A 17,370-nucleotide genomic window follows, 5' to 3' on the forward strand; every position below is an offset into this window, starting at 1 on the left:
CCCTGCAATGGCCGGGCTTCACGTGATGGCCGGGCTTCGCGAGGGCGGCGATGAACGTTCGTCCACGGCCGCGCACCTCGCCGGCCGATGCATATTCCGCGACGCTCGCGAGAGCTCCCCGATGGCAGCGGCCGTAATGGTGTGCGCATTCTGTCGCCGCGAGGAGTGCTCTGCGGCGGTGGCGAGAGTCGTCAACTCTTGCCTCGGGCCGGCGCAACGGCAAATACGGTCAGCTGCCGCGTCGGGGCATCGACACTGCCCTCCTCGGCAGAGGTGGCGAGCATTCCGCACCGGCTCGGCGCATCGCCTGTGAGGCCGCGGCGGCCGGCGATGGACAGGCGCGGTCGAATCCGCGGCGTCGCAAGGTTCGCCGGCCCGAGCCTCACATCGCTAAGCGCCAACCACCCCGTCAACCCCCTCCCGAATCAAATCCGCGTGCCCATTGTGGCGCCCGTACTCCAGCAACACATGAACCATCACCATCCGCAGCGAAACATCCTCCCCCCACCGCGGCTGATGCCCCACCACCTCCAGCGACGCCGCCGCCCGCTCGATCCTCCGCGAATGCTCGATCTCACTGATCCAGGCCGCGAACGCCTCACTCCGACCCGACCCACTCGCGTCATAAGCGGCCTGAAAATCCAGCGAGTCCGACCACACCAACGGAATGTCGGGCTCCTCGAACACCCGCCGGAACCACGTCCGCTCGACCTCGGCCAGATGCCGCACCAACCCCAGCAACGACAGCGTCGACGGCGGCATCGACTGCTCCCGCAACTGCTCGTCGGTCAGATCGGCGCACTTCATCGCGAGCGTCGCCCGGTGGTACTCCAGGTACGCCCGCAACGTCTCGCGCTCGCCCCCGGCCAACGGCGGCCCCACCCGAAGATCGTCGTCCACACCAGCCCCTTTCGCTCGGCCCCATCCTCTCCTACCCCTCCGACCAAATTCCGGAGCGTCGGCGATGAGTCCGGCCGGCCCACCGGGTTACAGAGGTATGGAACAGATCCGAGAGCTGATCGAGCGCTGGGCGCTGGCCGTGCACACCGGCGACCTGGCCGGCGTGCTCGCGCACCACGCCCCCGACATCGTCATGTTCGACGTCCCTCCGCCGGAGAACGGCGTCCGCGGACTCGACGCCTACCGCGACACCTGGCCGCCGTTCTTCGCCTGGCAGGCATCGGGCGCCGTCTTCGAGTTCACCGAGCTCGAGATCACTGCCGGCGACGACGTCGCCTTCGCCTTCGCACTGCTGCGCTGCGGCAGCGCCGCCGAGCTCACGGCCGAGCCGGACCGCCGTCTCCGTCTGACCCTCGGCCTGCGCAAGGCCGACGGCCACTGGCTGATCGCCCACGAACACCACTCGTTCACCACTCCGGACGAGTCGGACGAACCGATCCGGGCGATCCACCAGCGCTGGTACGACGGCACCGCCGCCAAGGATCTGGACGCGATCGTAGCCGCGATCGCCACCGACGTCGTCTCCTATGAGCACGAAGCGCCGCTCGAACACGTCGGGCGGGACGCCGTCCGGAAAGTGTGCGCGGAAGGCCTCGACGCGAGCACCGGGACCGTGACCTGGACCGTCCCCGACCTGCGGATTGTCGTCCGGAACGACCTCGCGGTCGCTTGGGGACTCAACCGGATGACGGCCGAGCAGCCGGACGGGTCGGTCCCGGAGACGTGGTCCCGCGGAACGCGGGTCTTCCGACGCGTCGAGGGGTCGTGGCAGATGGTGCACCAGCACGTCTCCTGGCCGACCGACGCCACGACCGGCGCGGCCCGGACGGACTTGCGTCCGAAGTAGGAGCAGGGACGCGCGTATTGCGTCTTCGTCATTGGGTATGTCCGACCCTGGCGGCCTCAGCGGAGGCGCTACTGCTGGGGAGGAGACGCCGATGAGGCTGCTGGGGAACCGCAAGCACGACCATGACGAGCACGAGGAGAACGACATCGATGCCGCCGCCACGACCCGCACCGGCGACGACGTACCCGACGACCTCTCCACCGTCCCGCCCCATGCCGGGCCGGACAGCCCGACCGCGCTGAAGGGCAAGGGCCTGTGGGCCGCGCTCAGACGCACGTTCAAGGAGTACTCCAGCGACAACCTGTCCGACTGGGCCGCGGCGCTGACCTACTACGGCGTGCTGTCGATCTTCCCCGGCCTGCTGGTGATCGTGTCGATCCTGGGCATGCTCAGCGACAACGGTCAGCAGACCGTCCAGGACGCGGTCAACGAGCTGGCGCCGAACCAGCAGTTGCGCGACCTCGTCGGCACGGTGCTGAACCAGGTCCAGGACCCGGGCGCGGCCGGCCTGGCCGCGGTCGTCGGTATTCTCGCCGCGTTCTGGTCGGCGTCGGGGTACGTCGCCGCGTTCATGCGCGCCTCCAACGCGGTGTACGACGTCCCGGAGGGCCGGCCGATCTGGAAGACGCTGCCGATCCGGGTCGGTGTGACCGCGGTGGTCGGCGTGATGCTGATCGTGTCGGCTGCGATCGTGATCTTCACCGGGGATCTGGCGCAGGTGGTGGGGGACAAGATCGGGCTCGGCTCGGCCGCGGTGACGACGTGGAGCATCGCGAAGTGGCCGGTGCTGCTGGTGCTGATCAGCTTGATGTTCGCGATTTTGTACTGGGCCTCCCCGAATGCGAAGACCGGCGGGTTCCGGTGGGTCAGCCCGGGCGGTCTGTTCGCGGTGGTCCTGTGGATCGTCGCGTCGATCGCTTTCGCGATCTACCTGGGTAATTTTGCGAATTACAACAAGACGTACGGGACGCTGGGCGGGGTGATCGCGTTCCTGGTCTGGATGTGGGTCTCGAATCTGGCGATTCTGCTCGGGGCGGAGTTGGATGCCGAGCTCGAACGTGGCCGGGCGGCGGCGGCGGGGCACGACCCGACGGACGAGCCGTTCCTGGAGCTCCGGGATGACCGTAAGCTCAAGAAGGGGAGTGAGCGGGGGCTGGGCGAGCATTAGTCGCCGTCTTTTCGCGGCCGCAGTCCGGCGCCGCCGTCTCACCTCCGAGCCGGCGGCGCCGCGCTGTTCCGCCCCGCCGAGCCGTTGCCTCTGCTGTGCACCCTCCGCCGTGGTCCGGCGGCGCGGCCCGCAGTCCGCACCCCCGCTGCGGCGGCGCTGTGGCGGGCGCGTTGACAACGGGGCTACGCCAGACGATCGCCCTCGCGCTGGACCAGGATCCGTACACCGTCCGCCACCGCCGCATGGTGGCGGACATCCAGCCGGCGCCCCTCGATCCGGTTGGTGACGTACGCGTACGCCAGGCGACGCTCCGGGTCGGCCCAGCCGATGCAGCAATTGCTGCCGTTGTGACCGAAAGTCCGCGCCGTACTCGAAGCACCCAGCGGCCCACCCCCACCCCCACCCAACTGAAACCCCTGCGCCCAGCGGATCGGCGCCCGCGCGACCGGGTCCATCCCTCCGTCGTTGCTCGGCGTGACCGCCGCGGCCAGCGACTCCGGCCTCAGCAACTCGCCGCGCAGCAGCGCGTCGTAGAACCCCGCCAGGCCGCGGGCGGTCGTGGAGATCCCGGCGGCCGGGATCACCGCCTGCCGGGTGGCCCGGCGGTTGACGACCCCCTCGACTAGCAGCCCCAGAGGGTGACGCACGGTGATCGGTACCTGAAGATGCCACTGATCGTCGGGGATACCGAGGTAGGCACCGGGCACACGCTCGGCCATTACGTCACGCACGGCCCGGCCGGTCACCCGCTGAACCACCTCGCCGAGGATGAACCCGAACGCGATCGGGCTGTACGCCGACACCTCGCCGGCCGGCCAGCGCGGCCGGGCCCGGGCGATCGCGCGGACCGAGCGGTCCCAGTCGGTCATCGTCAGGGCTCCGGTGAGCGTGCCGTACAGCCCGGAGCGGTGCCGTAACACGTGCCGGATCGTGATCTCCGGCTTCCCGAACCCCGGCCAGTGCCGGACGACCGGGTCGTCGAGGTCGAGCGCCCCCGCCTCGGCCAGCTGGTAGATCAGCACGGCCAGGTACGGCTTGCTCGCCGAGAAGAGCCAGAACAGCGCGTCCGGCTCGCAGCCGTAGGCCTCGTCGATCACGACCCGGCCGTCGTGGATCACGCACAACTGCGCGGCCGCCCCGCGCGCCTCGATCAGGTCCACGCGCTCATCATCGTCTCGCCGACGAGCCGGAGCGCGGCTCCCGAGGGGAAACTTTTCGGCACCGTCCGGCGCACTCGGCCCTCCCGACATGGAGGGCATGCGTAACCTGCTGAACCTCCGGACCGCCTCCGCCCCGACCACCCCGGTCGCCGCGCTCGCTGCCCTCGCCGCCGCCGTCGCGGTCACCGCAGGCATCGCTGCTCCCGTCACCGAAGGCCCCGCCGACGCCCACGACGACGCTATCGTCCGCACCGCCCAGACCGTCTCCTACCAGGGCATCTCAGTCCGCATCCCGGCCGCGGGCGAGGGCGTCCAGGCCGCCGCCGAGAGCACCTCGGGCGAGATCTCGCTGACCGTCACCCGCGCGGCCGACGGTGCGGTCGTCGTCAAGACCGACGCGCACCGTCACGCGTCGAAGCCGGCCGCGGACCGTTCCGTCGCCCAGGCCGCCGCCCCCAGCACGACCCGGACCGACTCGGCCAAGACCTGCACCGACGCGGCCTACTCGCTGTCCGGCTGGAAGCTCAACGACTTCAAGTGGTACTACAACCCGGCCGGCGCGCCGGCCGCGATCTCGACGACCGCGGCGACCGCGATCAGCGCCGGCACCACTGCGCTGACCTCGGCCTGTGGCCAGAAGTCGCTCGGCCTGACCCCGGCCTACGTCGGCCAGACCGCCGCCACCCCGCAGGTCGGCGCGGCCGGCAACTGCACCGGCAACGACGGCCGGAACGTCATCGGCTGGGTCGCCGGCTCGGGTCGCTGGCTGGGGATGACCTGCACGTACTTCAAGACGGTCAACGGCGTGAAGACCGCGACCGGCACCGACACCGCGCTCAACACCCAGTACAAGTTCTTCACCTCGACCGCGAACTGCAGCGGCGCGTACGACCTGCAGTCGGTGGTCCTGCACGAGCGTGGCCACTCGCTGGGCCTGAACCACGTCGACCAGACCGCCCACGCCAGCGCCGTCATGACCCCGGCCCTGAGCGCCTGCACGATCGGCAAGCGCACGCTCGGCCTCGGCGACTACAGCGGCCTCAAGTCGATGTACGGCACGAAGTAAGACCTCCCGATCCACGGCGGTCCGTCTGCGCCCCTCGCGCGGACGGGCCGCCGTTTCTCACTGACGACGGCCGGCCGCCTGGGCGAACAACCGCCCGGCCCGGTAGGACGACCGCACCAGCGGCCCGGCCAGCACCCCCGCGAACCCCATCGCCGTAGCCTCGGCGGCCAACGAAACGAACTCCTCCGGCCGCACCCACCGCTCCACCGGATGATGGCGCGGTGTCGGGCGCAGATACTGCGTGATCGTCACGATGTCGCAGCCCGCCTCCCGCAGATCCGCCAACGCCGACCGCACCTCGGAATCCGTCTCACCCAGGCCCAGGATCAGGTTCGACTTCGTCACCAGCCCGGCCGCCCGGGCCTGCCGGAGCACGTCCAGCGACCGCGAGTACCGGAACCCCGGACGGATCCGCTTGAAGATCCTCGGCACCGTCTCCAGGTTGTGCGCCAGCACGTCCGGCGCGGCCTCCAGCACCTCGCCGAGCAGGTCCGGCACCAGCAGCTCGACCCGCGTGCCCGGGCTCACCACCCGGATCTGCCGGACCGTCTCCGCGTACAGCCATGCTCCGCCGTCAGGCAGATCGTCCCGGGCGACGCCGGTGACCGTCGCATACCGCAACCCCATCGCGGCGACCGATTCCGCCACCCGGCGCGGCTCATCCCGGTCGAACGCGACCGGCTTCCCCGTGTCGATCTGGCAGAAATCGCAGCGCCGGGTGCAGCGGTCGCCGCCGATGAGGAACGTCGCCTCCCGGTCCTCCCAGCACTCGTAGATGTTCGGGCACCCGGCCTCCTGGCACACCGTGTGCAGGTTCTCCCGCTCCACCAGCGCGCTGATCGCCGTGTAGGACGGCCCGGTCCGGGCCCGGACGGTCAGCCAGGGCGGCTTCCGCTCGATCGGCGTCTCCGCGTTCCGGACCTCCAGCCGGAGGAGCTTGCGCCCCTCCGGCACGACCGCGGTCACGGGGTCACCAGGATCTTTCCCGCGCGCCCGCCCCGGGCCGAGTGACGCAGCGCCTCGGCGACGTCGTCCAGCGAGTACGTCGCCTCGACCGGAACGTCGAACGCGCCGGTCGCCAGCAGCTCGAACGCGTCCTTGAACACCGCGGCCCGCTGCTCGTCGGAGCGCGCGGCCATCGACCGGGGCGTCCAGTACCCCTCCAAGCGGACGCCGTGGAACACGATCAGCTCGGCGTCGACCTGGCACGGCTCCCCGGACAGTAGCCCGTAGTTCGAGATCACCCCGCCCGGCTCGAGCGTGTGTCCCAGCCGCCCGGTGGCGGCCCCGCCCACCGCGTCCACCGCCAGCCGGGGGCGCGCGCCCCCGGTCGCGTCCAGAACCCTCTCGGTCAGGTCCGGCCCGTCCACGACCACCGGACCGCGCGCCTCGCGCAGCGAGGCCGCTGCCTTTTCCGAACGGACGACGTTGACGACGCGGTGCCCGCGGCGGTAAGCGATCGCGTCGAGGATCCGGCCGAACGCGGAGTTGGCCGCGTTCTGGACGATCCAGTCGCCCGGTCCGAGCGGGACGTGGTCTTCGAGCAGGAGCAGCACGGCCTGCGGGTTCACCAGACCCATCGCGAGCTGGTACCGGTCGACGTCCGCGGGCAGGGTCAGTGCCGCCGCGGCCGGGAGCACGCAGTAGTCCGACCACAGCCCGTCGACCCCCAGCAGCGCCACCGGGGTCCCGAGCGGCAGCACGTCGGTGGCCCCACCGGCGACCTCGCCCACGCCCTCGATGCCGGCCTTGCGGGGGAGCGGCGGCACGGTCTCGCCGTAGCCGTAGCGACCCTCGAACATCAGCAGCTCGGCCGGGTTGATCGGGGCCGCGACCAGCTTGATCAGCACCTCGCCCGGGCCGGGCTGGGGCACCGGCACGTGGTCGACCTCGGCGACCTCCCACGGGACCCCGGTCCGGCGCTGGACCACCTGGCGCATCATCGCGCCTCCAGGCGCGCCTTGAGCGCGCCGGTGAACTTCGCCGCGGTGAGACCGTCGAGGACCCGGTGGTCGTAGGCGATCGCGATGCCCATCTGGGGCTGCACCACGATCCCGCCGTTCACGACCGCCACGCGTTCGACGACTGCTCCGACGAAGACGAGCGCGGTCTGGCCCTCGGTGACCAGGGGTACTCCGGTCTCGACGCCGTAGCGGCCGAGGTTCGAGACCGTGACCGCGGCCGGGGCCTGGTCGTCGGCGCGGAGCGTGCCGTGTTGCGCCCGGTCGGTCAGTTCGCGCAGGCGGCGGCCGATGCCGGTCACGTCGACCGGGTTGACGCCGGCGATCGTCGGGACGATCAGGCCGCGGTCGGTGGCCACGGCTACTCCGACGTTGGTGAGGTCGTAGTGCTCGAGGCCGCCGTCGTGGTAGCGGGCGTTGACCTGGGGGACCTCGCCGAGGGCGGCGGCCACCGCGGAGATGACGAGGTCGGTGAGGGTCGCCCGGCCGTTCGGGGTCTCGCGCCGGGCAAGCAGGCCAGTGGCGTCGACCGTGATCTGCTGGACGAACTGGGGGATGTCGCGCCAGGCGCGCGAGACGCTGTCCGCCATCGCCCGGGGTACCCCGGCCAACTGCTCGAACCGCCCCCCGTCGGCCCCCACGGACCACCCACCGCGCGCCCCGGCCGGGACGCTGTCGGCCGCGCTGCCGGCGGCCACGGTGCCGGCGGCCGCGGTCCTGCCGGCCGTTGGGTCGGCGAGCGCCGCGGGCGCGGCGGATTGCGCCGCGGTGGCGCGGGCCACGGCGAAGGCTTCGACATCGGCGATCGTGACCTGGCCCTCCGGGCCGGATCCGGCGACCCCGTCGAGGTCCACCCCGAGATCCCGAGCGACCCGCCGAGCCCGAGGCACGACCCGCCGCCGCCCCGGCCCCCCACCGTCCGATCCAGTCCCGTTCGCCGATGCTCCACCCGGCCGCAGGTCGACCCCCACCGACCCGGCACCGGCCGCCGCCGCCCCGGAACCCACTGCGGTCGGCGAGGCGCCGGCCAGCACCGCCGGCACCTCCGCACCCGCCCCCGGCGTCCCCCCGCCGATCACACCAGCTCCCGCGCTCTGCGCACCCGCACCCGCACCCGCGCCAGGCGCGCCCGCGCTCGGCGCCCCCGCGTCCGCGCCAGGCGCGCTCGCACCCGTACCCGCGACCGCGACCGCGCCCGCGCTGGGCGGGGCCGCGACCGCCGGGGCGTCGGTCGGCGCCGGCGCGCCGGTCGCCTCCGCGGCGAGGGCGGCGTCGATCGCGGGATCGTCCACCTCTTCGCCCGGATCCGCCACCGCCGCGATCGACGTCCCGATGTCCAGCGGCTCATTGTCGGCCACCAGGATCCGCCGCAACGTCCCCGGCACCTTCGCCTCGATCTCGACCCGGTTCTTCTCGGTCTCGAGCTCGTACAGCACGTCCCCGACCTCGAACGGCTTCCCGACCTCGACGACCCAGTTCGTGATCACACCGACCTGCATCGTCTGCCCCAACCGCGGCAAATGCAGAATATGCATCAGATGATTTCCTTCACCGCGGCGACGATGTCACTGGTCCCGGGCACGACCCGCTGCTCCAGCGCGATGCTCTGCGGCATCGGGATGTCCGGCGCCCCGACCCGCTTCACCGGCGACTGCAGCCAGTCCCAGGCCTGCTCGGTGATCCGCGCCAGCACCTCGGACGCCGGCCCACCGGTCACCGCGGCCTCGTGCGCCAGCACGACCCGCCCGGTCTTGCGCACCGACGCCAAGATCGTGTCCATGTCGAGCGGGTTGATCCCCCGCGGGTCCACGACCTCGACCGAGATCCCGTCGGCCGCCAGCTCGGAGGCCGCCTCCAGAGCCCGCAGCACCATGTTCGACCAGGCCACGATCGTGACGTCCGACCCCGAACGCTTCACGTCCGCGACCCCGAGCGGCACCAGATGCTCCCCGGACGGCACCTCACCCGACGTGTTCGCCAGCGCCTTGTGCTCCAGGAACAGCACCGGGTTGTCGCTCCGGATCGCCGACTTCAGCAGCCCCTTCGCGTCGGCCGGCGTCGACGGCGTCACCACCTGCAGCCCGAACGCCGAGTAGAACAGCGCCTCCGGGCACTGCGAGTGCTCCGGTCCGGCCCCACCGGCCGCACCCTCGGCCGCGAAGATCACCAGCGGCACCGTGAACAGCCCACCGTGCATGTACCGCCACTTCGCGGCCTTGTTGTAGATCTCGTCCATCGCCACCGAGACGAAGTCCGCGAACTGCAGCTCGACGATCGGCCGCAGCCCGGTGATCGCCGCCCCGACCGCGGCCCCGACGATCATCGACTCGGCGATCGGGGTGTCGAACACCCGCTTGGCACCGAACTTCTGCTGCATGCCCTGGGTCTCGCCGAACACACCGCCGGCCTCGCCGACGTCCTCGCCGAAGAAGAAGACGGTGTCGTCCCGCTCCATCTCCTCGAACAACGCCTCGTGGATCGCCTGTCCCATCGAAATTTCCCGCGTCATGACGCAAACCCCCGAATCACGCGTAAACGCCCTGGTAGATACGGTCGTCAGCAGGCGGCGGTGCGGCCAGAGCCAGCTCTGCCGCCGCGTCCACCTCGGCTCGGACAGAAGTGGTGATCGAGGCGAGCTGATCGGCCGAAGCCCGGCCGTCGGCAACGAGACGGTCCGCGAACAGCACGATCGGGTCCTTCTCCTTGCGGAGGCGACGCAGTTCGTCGCGGTCCCGCCAGAGCTGCGGGTCACCCTCGTAGTGACCGCGGAAGCGGTGGGTCTTGGCTTCGATGAACGTCGGCCCGCCGCCGTTGCGGGCCCGGTCGACGGCCGTCTGCACCGCCGATTGCACCGCCTCGACGTCCTGCCCGTCGACGGTCACCGCCGGGATCTTGTACCCCAGGGCCAGATCGGCGACGTCCTGGTTGGCCAGCATCCGCTCGTTCGCGACGGTCGCGCCGACGCCGTTGTTCTCGCAGAGCCAGATCACCGGCAGGTTCCACAGCTTCGACGCGTTCAGCGATTCGTGCAGCGTCCCCCGGGCCGACGTGCCGTCACCGAAGAACGTCAGCACGACCTGGTCGGTGCCGCGGTACTGGGCCGAGAGGCCGGCGCCGGTCGCGATCGGGAACGACCCGCCGAGGGTCCCCGACTGCCCGAGGATCCCCAGCTCCGGCCAGGCGATGTGGACGATCCCCGCGCCCAGGCCGCCGGTCGTGCCCGCGCTGTTGGCCAGGAAGTCGCCGAACAGCTTCTCCATGCCCAGGCCCTTGGCGATCAGGTACCCGATGCCCCGGTGGGCGTAGAGCAGGTAGTCGTCCTCCCGGAGCACCGAGCACGCGCCGACCGGGATCGCCTCCTGGCCGCGTCCGGCGTGGAAGAAGCCGGAGACCAGGCCCTCGTCGATCATCCACAGGAGCTTCTGCTCCCAGACGTTGCAGCGGACCATCATCTCGTAGAGCGCGAGACTGTCAGACATCGGAAACTCCTTCAGGACCGCTTCTCGGGGGCGATGACCTCGGCCGGCTCGGTGAGCATGGCCGGCATCTCCGGCACCGCCTGCTGAGCGAGCACCTCGCGCGGGCCGGGCCCGTGGTCGACCACCCGCTTCGACACCCGGATCTCCCGGGAGAGCGCCACCGGGATGATCGCGACCGCGAAGATCGCCGCACCGACCCAGAGGATCGGCGACAGCTGCCCGCGCCCGGTCGCCGACGCGTCGAGCCACTTGCCGCTCTCGTTCGTGATGTACCAGCCGACCGCGACCTGCAGGCAGGCGGCGAGACCGTTCAGCGTGCCGGTGACCTCCGGACGGGCGATCCCGGCCCAGTAGCTGTTGACGTTGCCCCAGAACAGCGGGTCGCACAGGAACGCCAGCGCACCGATGGCCAGACCCCACAGCAGCCACGGCGTGCCCGGGAACAGCGCGGCCAGCGCGAAGCCGATCGCCCCGCAGAGCGGGCCGAGGATCAGCCACGGCTTGAGCCGGCCGCCGAAGAACCTGGTGACGAGCGTGCCGCTGAACAGGCCGACCGCCACCGGGACGACCGCGACCAGCGGGCTGACCCAGGCGATCAGGTCGGGGTCGACCTTCTCCAGCGTCAGCAGGCCGTACGGCATCCACGGCCCGGCCAGCCAGGTCGGCGTCGTGGCCAGCGCGGTGGCGATGGCCATCGTCACGATGCTCGGCTTGCGCAGCGCCTTCAGCACCTCGCGGAACGGCAGCTTGGCCTCGGTCTGCGCCGAGAACCCGGCCTGGATGTGGTCGACCTCCTCGCGCGAGATCCCGCGCATCTTCTCCGGCTTGTCGGCGACCAGGAAGATCAGCCCGAGCAGTGCCGGGATGCCGAGCGCGGCGACGATCCAGAACGCGTCCCGCCACGACAGGTGGTTGGCCAGCGGCAGCGCGATCGCGGGGGAGAGCACACCGGCGATCAGCGTCGAGCTCATCCAGGTCGCGGTGGCCCGGGCACCCAGGGCACCGGGGAACCACAGCGCCAGCAATCGTTGCGACGGCGCCCACAGGAACCCGAAGAAGATGCCGAAGACGAAGTTCCGCCACCACATCTCGGTGTACGTGTGGACGAACGCCATGCTCGCCGAGAGCACCGTGACGCCGAGCACGCAGATGATCAGCATCAGCTTGGCGCCGAGCCGGTCGGAGAGGATGCCGGCCAGCAGCAGCAGCGGGAAGTACCCGAGCAGGTACGACGCGACGACGCTGGAGATCTGCGCCGGCGTCAGGTGCAGGTCGGCCGACCAGTATGGGTTGAGCAGGCTGAACTTCGCGCTGTCGAGCCAGACCACGAAGTTGACGAACAGGACGGTGCCGAGCAGGAGGCCTCGCTTACCAGCGAAGAGGCGCTCCGTTCTGGCGACGGGGGCGGCGAGTGACATGGGGGGCTCCGACTCTGACGGGCGCGACGAGGCGCGCCGGTTTGCGGGCGGCGTTGCGAGCGGGAAGGAGCGGTACTGACCGGCGCGCGGTCGGCGCCGGCCTGTCGGGGGCTCAGAGAGCGGTGTGGCCTCCGTCGACGGGGAGGATGACCCCGTTGACGTACGACGCGGCGTCCGAGGCCAGGAAGACCGCGACCGACGCGATCTCGTCCGGCCGGGCCACCCGTCCGAGCGGGTTTCCGGCCGCGGCGGCCTCCCGGCCCCCGTCGGCGTGCAGGATCTCCGAGATCATCGGCGTGTCCACGCCACCAGGGCAGATGCAGTTCACGCGGACGCCACGGGGGCCCCAGTCGGCGGCCAGCACCCTGGTCAGGGCGACCAGCCCGCCCTTCGCCGCGGTGTAGGCGTCCGCACCGGGCATCGCGACCAGGCCGTTGATCGACGCGTTGTTGACGACGGCGCCGCGGCCCTGCGTCGCCATGATCGGTAGCACGTGCTTGCAGCAGAGGGCCGGGCCCTTGAGGTTGATCGCGAGAATCGCGTCCCAGTCCTCGGCCGGGGTGTCGACGACGCTCGCCATCGCGTAGCGGGAGCGGGCGCTGAAGCCGACCCCGGCGTTGTTGAACAGGACGTCGATCCGGCCGAAGCGGTCCATCGTCGCGTCGACCATGGCCGCGACCGCGGCCTCGTCGGAGACGTCGACCTGGATCCCGAGGGCCGGCGTGCCGTCGGCGGTCAGCTTGGCCGCGGCCTCCTCGGCGCCGGTCCGGTTCCAGTCCGCGATCACCACCGTGCTGCCCCGCTCGGCGAACAGCCGGGTGGCGGCCAGTCCCTGGCCGCTCGCGCCACCGGTGACGATGACGACGGCACCCTGGAGCCCGGTCACGAGGCGTCCATCGTGACGACGACCTTCATCACGTCGTCGGCCCGGAGCTGGGTGCGGAACGCCTCGTCGACGTCGTCGAGGTCGAACGTGTGGGTGACCAGCGGCTCGGTCTTCACCTGCTCGGTGGCGAGCAGCTCGATCGAGCGGCCGAAGTCGCCACCCAGGCAGCCGACGATGCGCGGTGCCTTGTGGACGATCTTCGTCGTGTCGATCGGCGCCGGGTTCTCGGGCAGTCCGACGAACGCGATCGTGCCGCCCGACCGGACCATCTCGAACGACTGGACGATCGTCTGGGGCGCCCCGGCGGCTTCGATCACGACGTCCGCCATGCCGCCTTCACCGAAGTGATAGCGTCCGACGCCGATCTCCTGCTTGACCCATTCGAGAGGGTCACCGGTCCGCGCGTCGAACACCGCGTCGGCTCCGGCGGCCTCGGCCGCCGCCAGCCGGCTCGGGCTGACCTCGACGAGGACGACCTTCCCGGCGCCCGACGCCTTCGCGACCTGCAGGCAGGCGTTGCCGATCAGGCCGCCGCCGAGGACGACGACCGAGTCACCCGGCTGGACCTCGGCCATCGTGACCGTGCCGACCGCGACCGAGACCGGCTCGACGGTGGCAGCCGCGGTGACCGGGACCGAGTCGGGGACGCGGTGGACGCTGGCGCCGAGCACGGCCCGCTCGATCAGCACGTAGTCGGCGAACGCGCCGGGGCGTCCGTACCCCATCGAGTTGGCGAAGATCTCCGGGCAGAGGCCGTACTGGCCGCGCTGGCACCAGAAGCACTTCCCGCAGAAGCCCATCGTGAAGCCGGTGACCCGGTCGCCCACCGCGATGCCCTCGATCTGGTCGCCGACGACGACGGCCTCACCGATGAACTCGTGCCCGACCACCTGGCCGGGCTGGACGTACATGCCCTTCTTGTAGGTGTGCACGTCCGATCCGCACACTCCGCAGGCACGAACCCGGACTAACACGTCGTGCGATCCGCAGTTCGGCACCGGCAGGTCGTGCACGACGATCTTCTCGGGGGCCTCGTAGACGGCGGCCCTCATCTTCTCCGTCATGAAAATCCTCCAGAACACCGATGTCTGGGGTCCGAGCGAGCTCCCGACCGACGGGTCGGTTGGGGGGAGTCTCGTACCCCGTTTACGGGTGTGTCAAGGGTCACCGCTGGGCCGATTTCGCACCTGGCAGTTGTGTAGTCATCACGAAGAGCACCCAGAACGGGCCTAAATGCCGAGACGAGGGAAGTACTCGGGCCCACTCGAACGACTGGTCGGTCGCCAGCGGCTACCCGGTGCTACTGTGCTCGTCACGACTTCGATGAGGGGGAGAGCCGCGATGGCGAACCCGAAGACCGCGCGGTCGGCGCGACGACAGATGAGCCTCGACGACCGGCGGCAGGAGATCATCACCGCGGCCGCCGAGCTCTTCGACCGCAGCGGCTACAGCCAGACCACGATGGACGACATCGCGAAGACGATCGGCATCGCCAAGCCGACGCTCTACCACTACTTCCGCAGCAAGGAAGAGATCCTCAGCTCGATCCACGAGGAGTTCATCGACCTGCTGCTGGAGAAGGAGGAGCGGCGCCAGCGCGCCGGGCTACCGCCCGAGCAGATGCTGCTCGAGGTGATGGTCGACATCCTCGAGCTGATGGAGACCCACCGCGGTCACCTGCGGGTGTTCTTCGAACACCACCGCGAGCTCCCGGACGCCGCCCAGCCCGACATGCGGGCCAAGCGCGACCGGTACGAGGAAGCCGTGACGCGCACGATCAAGGCCGGCGTCACCAGCGGGGTGTTCCGTGACCTCGAGCCGCGGCTGACCGCGCTCGGGCTGTTCGGCATGTGCAACTGGGCCTACCAGTGGTACCGGGCCGGCGGGCCATTGCAGCCGCGCGAGATCGCGTTCCAGTTCTGGGACATCTTCGTGCGCGGGGTCGCGGCTACCCCGTCGCGAACGTTGATTTGATCTCGTTCTTCAGGATCTTCCCGACCTTGGAGCGGGGCAGGTCGGGCCAGATCTCGACCTGCTTCGGTGTCTTGACGCTGCCGATGCGCTGCTTGACGAAGGCCCGCAGTTCGCTCGGGTCCAGGGTCTGGCCGCGCTTGAGCTGGACCACCGCGGTGACCCGTTCACCCCACTTCTCGTCGGGCAGGCCGATCACCGCGCAGTCCTGAACGGCGGGGTGCGCGAGAACGGCCTGCTCGACCTCGGTGGAGTACACGTTGAAGCCACCGGTGATCACCATGTCCTTGGCCCGGTCGACGATGAACAGGACGTTGTCCTCGTCGAGGTAGCCGATGTCACCGGTGTGGTGCCAGCCGTGCGCGCTCGCTGCTGCGGTGGCCTGGGGATTCCGGTAGTAGCCACGCATCACCAGCGAGCCGCGCACCACGATCTCGCCCCGCTCACCCCTCCGGAGCAGGGCGCCGTCCTCGGCCATGATCCCGACCGTCACCAAGGGTGACGGCCGTCCGGCCGAGGAGAGCCTTTCGGTCGCGACCGATCCGTCCGGGCGGAAGTGGTCGCGGGGAGCCAGCGTCGAGATCATCATCGGCGCCTCGGTCTGGCCGAACAGCTGGCCCATGGGTCCGATCCGCTCCAGCGCCTCGGCGAGGCGGGTGGCCGACATCGGCGCCGCGCCGTACCAGAAGCACTGGAGGCTTCTCAGATCCGCGGTGACCAGCGCCGGATGGTCCAGGATCATGTAGATCAGCGTCGGTGGCAGGAAGGTATGCGTGACCTGGTGCTTCTCGATGTTCGCCAGGAACTCGCCGACATCCGGATCGCGCATCACGACGATCTCGCCGCCCAGCGACAGCACCGGGAAGCACAGCACGCCGGCCGCGTGGGTGAGCGGCGCCAGCGCGAGGTAGGTCGGGCGTCCCTCGAACGGGTAGCTCATCAGCGTCAGCGCGGTCATCGCCTCGAGGTTCGCCCCGGTGAGCATGACGCCCTTCGGCCGTCCGGTGGTTCCGCCGGTGCCGACGATCATCGCCAGGTCGTCGTCGGCCGGGCGGTTGACGTCACCCTCGGTGAGGAACTCGTCCCAGGTGAGGGCGCCGTCGACGTATCCGTCGAGGCAGACGAGCGTCGTGAGTTTTTCCAACCGCAGCTGGGCGACCAGGGGCGCGAAGTGTTCCTGGAAGATCAGCGTGCCGCACTCGAACAGGTCGAGCAGTTCGCGGTTCTCGGCGACCTCGTTGCGCGGGTTGATCGGGCACCACACCGCACCGGCCCGGCTGATCCCGAACACGCAGGTGAACGCGATCGGGTCGTTGGCCGAGAGGATCGCGACCTTGTCGCCGGGCTCGACGCCCCGCCGGGCCAGAGCCGCGGCGACGCGTCCGCTGAGCGCGACGACCTCCGCATAGGTGCTGGTGCGGCCGTCGGTCGTCAGGCAGGGGGCGTCCGGGCCCAGCGACGCCCCCTTGTCGAGGTAGTCGACCAGGCGCACGTCACATGCCCATTCCGCCGTCGACCGGCAGACCGGCCCCGTTGACGAACCGGGACGCGTCGGAGGCCAGGAACACGACCGCGTCGGCCATGTCGGAGACCTCGCCCAGCCGGCCCGACGGGGTGAGCGCGACGACCGCGCCGACGGCCTCCTCGGGCGAGCCGAACAGGCCGAGCCGGGCGCAGTCGTTGGCCAGCCCGGCGCCCATCGCGGTCGGCACCAGCCCGGGGTAGATCGCGTTGACCCGCACGCCGTACCCGAGCCGTCCGGATTCGGCCGCGGCCACCCGGGTCAGCCGGTCCACTCCGGACTTCGTCGCCGAGTAGACCGCGATGCCCGGGAACGCGATCGTCGCCGCGACCGACGCGACGTTGATGACCGCGCCGCCGTTGCCGGCGACGCCGCCCGGGCGCATCGCCCGGAACGCGTGCTTGAGGCCGAGGGTGGTGCCCATCAGGTTGATGTCGAGCTGCCTGCGGATCTGCTCCGGTTCGACGTCGACCAGCAGGCTGGTGATCTCGACGCCGGCGTTGTTGACGACGACGTCGAGGCCGTGGAGTTGCTCGGTGGCCGCGGTGATCGCGGCTTCCCAGTTGGCGTCGTCGGTGACGTCGAGGTGCACGAATCCGTGGCCCGTGCCGAGGGACTCGGCGACCTTGGTGCCGAGTTCGTCCTGCACGTCGGCGACGATCACCTGCGCGCCGGCGGCCGCGAGTGCCTGGGCCATGCCCTCGCCGAGACCCTGGGCTGCTCCGGTGACTAGGGCCTTGCGTCCGGTCAGGTCGAAAACACTCATGGGGCGCTCCATTGCGTCATGAACGGCTCTGTGGCGGCCATCACAACTTACGGCCCGGCGCTTGACGCTTGTCAAGATTCGTTTGGGCAGACGTCCAAATCCGGCTGGTCAATTGTCAAGACATCGGGTGGGGGCCGCTCTTAGGATCAGGTCTCGGGGGTTCGGG

At 70.6% G+C, this 17,370-nt stretch carries 16 protein-coding genes; 4 read left to right on the plus strand and 12 right to left on the minus strand.

Annotated features, from left to right (window positions below; all coding sequences use genetic code 11):
* Positions 1–390: 390 nt before the first annotated feature.
* Positions 391–900, minus strand: a complete 510-nt coding sequence (locus FL583_RS06520; protein ID WP_142703536.1) for a DinB family protein — start codon at positions 898–900, stop codon at positions 391–393.
* Between the two features lie 97 nt (positions 901–997).
* Here FL583_RS06520 and FL583_RS06525 point away from each other — a divergent pair, with 97 nt between their 5' ends.
* Positions 998–1,807 carry a YybH family protein gene (locus FL583_RS06525; RefSeq protein ID WP_142703537.1) on the plus strand — a complete coding sequence of 270 codons (810 nt, stop codon included), beginning with the start codon at positions 998–1,000 and terminating at the stop codon, positions 1,805–1,807.
* Positions 1,808–1,898: 91 nt separating this feature from the next.
* Positions 1,899–2,975 (plus strand): YihY/virulence factor BrkB family protein, encoded by a 1,077-nt coding sequence (locus FL583_RS06530; RefSeq protein WP_142703538.1) that lies wholly within the window; start codon positions 1,899–1,901, stop codon positions 2,973–2,975.
* A gap of 182 nt (positions 2,976–3,157) precedes the next feature.
* On the opposite strand, the gene FL583_RS06535 is transcribed toward FL583_RS06530, so the two are convergent.
* On the minus strand, positions 3,158–4,135 hold the full coding sequence (locus tag FL583_RS06535; RefSeq protein WP_170323516.1) for a serine hydrolase domain-containing protein: 978 nt from the start codon (positions 4,133–4,135) through the stop codon (positions 3,158–3,160).
* A gap of 97 nt (positions 4,136–4,232) precedes the next feature.
* Here FL583_RS06535 and FL583_RS06540 point away from each other — a divergent pair, with 97 nt between their 5' ends.
* A complete protein-coding gene (locus FL583_RS06540) occupies positions 4,233–5,201 on the plus strand; it encodes a matrixin family metalloprotease (protein WP_142703540.1) in 969 nt (322 codons plus the stop codon).
* Between the two features lie 57 nt (positions 5,202–5,258).
* Here FL583_RS06540 and lipA read toward each other — a convergent pair whose 3' ends face one another.
* The 8 genes from lipA to FL583_RS06580 form a co-directional block, all read right to left on the minus strand.
* Entirely contained in the window at positions 5,259–6,167 is a 909-nt protein-coding gene (lipA, locus tag FL583_RS06545; protein ID WP_142703541.1) for a lipoyl synthase, read from the minus strand.
* Positions 6,164–7,144 (minus strand): zinc-dependent alcohol dehydrogenase family protein, encoded by a 981-nt coding sequence (locus FL583_RS06550; protein ID WP_142703542.1) that lies wholly within the window; start codon positions 7,142–7,144, stop codon positions 6,164–6,166. Before FL583_RS06550 ends, lipA begins: the two co-directional genes overlap by 4 nt.
* Positions 7,141–8,697 (minus strand): 2-oxo acid dehydrogenase subunit E2, encoded by a 1,557-nt coding sequence (locus FL583_RS42375; protein WP_142703543.1) that lies wholly within the window; start codon positions 8,695–8,697, stop codon positions 7,141–7,143. Before FL583_RS42375 ends, FL583_RS06550 begins: the two co-directional genes overlap by 4 nt.
* The gene (locus FL583_RS06560) at positions 8,697–9,671 is read right to left on the minus strand and encodes an alpha-ketoacid dehydrogenase subunit beta (protein ID WP_142703544.1); all 975 of its coding nucleotides are present in this window, start codon (positions 9,669–9,671) and stop codon (positions 8,697–8,699) included. The genes FL583_RS42375 and FL583_RS06560 overlap by 1 nt, the downstream gene beginning before the upstream one ends.
* A 16-nt stretch (positions 9,672–9,687) precedes the next feature.
* Positions 9,688–10,641 (minus strand): thiamine pyrophosphate-dependent dehydrogenase E1 component subunit alpha, encoded by a 954-nt coding sequence (locus FL583_RS06565; RefSeq protein ID WP_142703545.1) that lies wholly within the window; start codon positions 10,639–10,641, stop codon positions 9,688–9,690.
* An 11-nt stretch (positions 10,642–10,652) separates the two neighbouring features.
* Positions 10,653–12,059: an MFS transporter gene (locus FL583_RS06570; RefSeq protein ID WP_142703546.1), complete on the minus strand. Its 1,407-nt coding sequence runs from the start codon at positions 12,057–12,059 to the stop codon at positions 10,653–10,655.
* A gap of 112 nt (positions 12,060–12,171) precedes the next feature.
* Entirely contained in the window at positions 12,172–12,945 is a 774-nt protein-coding gene (locus tag FL583_RS06575; RefSeq protein ID WP_142703547.1) for an SDR family NAD(P)-dependent oxidoreductase, read from the minus strand.
* The gene (locus FL583_RS06580) at positions 12,942–14,009 is read right to left on the minus strand and encodes a zinc-dependent alcohol dehydrogenase (RefSeq protein WP_142703548.1); all 1,068 of its coding nucleotides are present in this window, start codon (positions 14,007–14,009) and stop codon (positions 12,942–12,944) included. Before FL583_RS06580 ends, FL583_RS06575 begins: the two co-directional genes overlap by 4 nt.
* Before the next feature lie 277 nt (positions 14,010–14,286).
* Between FL583_RS06580 and FL583_RS06585 the strand changes: the two genes are divergently transcribed.
* On the plus strand, positions 14,287–14,919 hold the full coding sequence (locus FL583_RS06585; protein WP_205751888.1) for a TetR/AcrR family transcriptional regulator: 633 nt from the start codon (positions 14,287–14,289) through the stop codon (positions 14,917–14,919).
* Here FL583_RS06585 and FL583_RS06590 read toward each other — a convergent pair.
* Positions 14,894–16,408 carry an acyl-CoA synthetase gene (locus tag FL583_RS06590; protein ID WP_142703549.1) on the minus strand — a complete coding sequence of 505 codons (1,515 nt, stop codon included), beginning with the start codon at positions 16,406–16,408 and terminating at the stop codon, positions 14,894–14,896. The genes FL583_RS06585 and FL583_RS06590 overlap by 26 nt on opposite strands.
* A gap of 1 nt (position 16,409) precedes the next feature.
* The gene (locus FL583_RS06595) at positions 16,410–17,204 is read right to left on the minus strand and encodes an SDR family NAD(P)-dependent oxidoreductase (RefSeq protein WP_142703550.1); all 795 of its coding nucleotides are present in this window, start codon (positions 17,202–17,204) and stop codon (positions 16,410–16,412) included.
* Between the last annotated feature and the right edge of the window lie 166 nt (positions 17,205–17,370).

Origin of the sequence: Cryptosporangium phraense (assembly GCF_006912135.1) — a bacterium.
In the GTDB taxonomy this organism is placed as follows: domain Bacteria; phylum Actinomycetota; class Actinomycetes; order Mycobacteriales; family Cryptosporangiaceae; genus Cryptosporangium; species Cryptosporangium phraense.

Excerpts from the sequence above, each read along its gene's own strand:
- FL583_RS06525 (WP_142703537.1), top strand. The coding sequence starts at position 998 with ATGGAACAGATCCGAGAGCTGATCGAGCGCTGGGCGCTGGCCGTGCAC.
- FL583_RS06530 (WP_142703538.1), top strand. The coding sequence starts at position 1,899 with ATGAGGCTGCTGGGGAACCGCAAGCACGACCATGACGAGCACGAGGAG.
- FL583_RS06540 (WP_142703540.1), top strand. The coding sequence starts at position 4,233 with ATGCGTAACCTGCTGAACCTCCGGACCGCCTCCGCCCCGACCACCCCG.
- FL583_RS06550 (WP_142703542.1), bottom strand. The coding sequence starts at position 7,144 with ATGATGCGCCAGGTGGTCCAGCGCCGGACCGGGGTCCCGTGGGAGGTC.
- FL583_RS42375 (WP_142703543.1), bottom strand. The coding sequence starts at position 8,697 with ATGCATATTCTGCATTTGCCGCGGTTGGGGCAGACGATGCAGGTCGGT.
- FL583_RS06560 (WP_142703544.1), bottom strand. The coding sequence starts at position 9,671 with ATGACGCGGGAAATTTCGATGGGACAGGCGATCCACGAGGCGTTGTTC.
- FL583_RS06565 (WP_142703545.1), bottom strand. The coding sequence starts at position 10,641 with ATGTCTGACAGTCTCGCGCTCTACGAGATGATGGTCCGCTGCAACGTC.
- FL583_RS06570 (WP_142703546.1), bottom strand. The coding sequence starts at position 12,059 with ATGTCACTCGCCGCCCCCGTCGCCAGAACGGAGCGCCTCTTCGCTGGT.
- FL583_RS06580 (WP_142703548.1), bottom strand. The coding sequence starts at position 14,009 with ATGACGGAGAAGATGAGGGCCGCCGTCTACGAGGCCCCCGAGAAGATC.
- FL583_RS06585 (WP_205751888.1), top strand. The coding sequence starts at position 14,287 with ATGGCGAACCCGAAGACCGCGCGGTCGGCGCGACGACAGATGAGCCTC.
- FL583_RS06595 (WP_142703550.1), bottom strand. The coding sequence starts at position 17,204 with ATGAGTGTTTTCGACCTGACCGGACGCAAGGCCCTAGTCACCGGAGCA.